The following is a 1,296-nucleotide window of genomic DNA, read 5'->3' as shown; positions in this document are numbered from 1 at the left end:
CGTAGGTGTGGTTGACGCGCATAGCCCGGGCCTGGCCGGGGGCGAGGGTGGGGTGACAGCGGCAGCGGGCCTGGATGGAGGTCTTCTCGTCCGCGCTGATGACGTACTCGTCCGCGCCGAGCGCCTTGCCCTGCCAGGTGCGGGCGTACAGGTCGAGCACCCGCTCGGCCCTGGTGCGGAAGTCGGGGTCGGTGATGAAGATCCAGGACTGGTGCTGCCAGGGCTTGAGCGCGTCGTCGGTCAGCCAGCGGCGCACGGTGGAGGCGGAGACCGAGCCGGCGATCGCCCGGGCGACGACCTCGCGGGCCAGCTCCGGGCACGACCAGCGCGACAGCGGCACCCCGGTCTCGGCCGGCAGCCGGCAGGCCAGGGCCTTGACCTGGGCTGTCTGCAGCGCGGTGAACGACGGTGGCCGCCCGGACCGCTCGCGGTCCCTCAGCCCGCCGAGACCGTGCTCGGCGAACCGGCCGCGCCAGCAGCGGACCGTGTCCAGGTGCAGGCCCGTTTCCCGGGCGATGCGGGCGTTGGAGTGTCCCCGTGCGGCGTGCAGCACCACCTGCGCGCGCGAGCGTAACCGGTACTCGGTCTTGTGGCCGTAGGCCATCTTCTTCAGTCGCTCGCGCTCGGCGGCGCGCAGGGCTATCGGGCGTGCGGTGGCAACGGGCAAGGCAGGCAGGCCGATCAGGAGAAGTGGATCACGACAGGACAGAGCCTGCCGTACCCGACGATCGCCCCTGTCGGGCAGGATGGACGCCATGCCCACGCCTTCGGAACACACCCGGCTCTCGCTGGAGGGGCGCCTCGGCGAGCATGCCCGCACCGCCTGGCCGCAGCTGGAGCAGCTGCACGTCCGCCACCGCGGAGCCTTCGCCTACGTGAAGGCCGAACTGGCCGACGGCGAACAGGTCAAGCTGATGCGACTGCGCTACACCGGCGCCGTCGGCACGTGGGGCTTCGCCCTCTACTACGCCGGCAGCGACCGCTACGAGGACTCCCTGCTGCCCACCGGCAGCCCCACAGGCACCCCCGCAGACGCACTCGACTGCGCCTGCCGACTCCACCTCGCCACCCCCGACATCTGACCAGACGCCGGCCACACCACCGCCTCCGCCGTCAACCCCCGAAGGACTTACGACGCAGACCACTTAGTAGGGGGTGGGGCAGCACGAAGAACAGCGCGCCGTCGGCCCATGCTTCCTCCCTCTCCTCCGTGGGTCTGCGCAGGGCGGCGGGTTGGCCGACGCGGAGGGCGGCGGGGGAGCGGATCAAGCTGCAGGGCATGCAACGCTTCGGGAA

Annotated in this window: 3 protein-coding genes; 1 reads left to right on the top strand and 2 read right to left on the bottom strand. The window is 71.8% G+C overall.

Annotated elements, in window-relative coordinates:
* On the bottom strand, nucleotides 1-667 hold a 667-nt coding region (locus tag I8N67_RS41560; RefSeq protein WP_234047121.1), incomplete at its 3' end, for a helix-turn-helix domain-containing protein.
* Between the two features lie 88 nt (nucleotides 668-755).
* Between I8N67_RS41560 and I8N67_RS41555 the strand changes: the two genes are divergently transcribed.
* Nucleotides 756-1,082 carry a hypothetical protein gene (locus I8N67_RS41555; protein ID WP_200309537.1) on the top strand — a complete coding sequence of 109 codons (327 nt, stop codon included), beginning with the start codon at nucleotides 756-758 and terminating at the stop codon, nucleotides 1,080-1,082.
* Nucleotides 1,083-1,113: 31 nt separating this feature from the next.
* On the opposite strand, the gene I8N67_RS41550 is transcribed toward I8N67_RS41555, so the two are convergent.
* Nucleotides 1,114-1,296, bottom strand: a 183-nt coding sequence (locus tag I8N67_RS41550; protein ID WP_234047120.1) for a hypothetical protein, incomplete at its 5' end; no start/stop codon positions are given.

The organism is Streptomyces adelaidensis (genome assembly GCF_016598475.1).
Classification (GTDB): Bacteria; Actinomycetota; Actinomycetes; order Streptomycetales; family Streptomycetaceae; genus Streptomyces; species Streptomyces adelaidensis.
Note: the sequence above shows the minus strand (reverse complement) of the source record. Positions and strands in the feature narration are given on the sequence as shown.

Excerpts from the sequence above, each read along its gene's own strand:
- I8N67_RS41555 (WP_200309537.1), top strand. The coding sequence starts at position 756 with ATGCCCACGCCTTCGGAACACACCCGGCTCTCGCTGGAGGGGCGCCTC.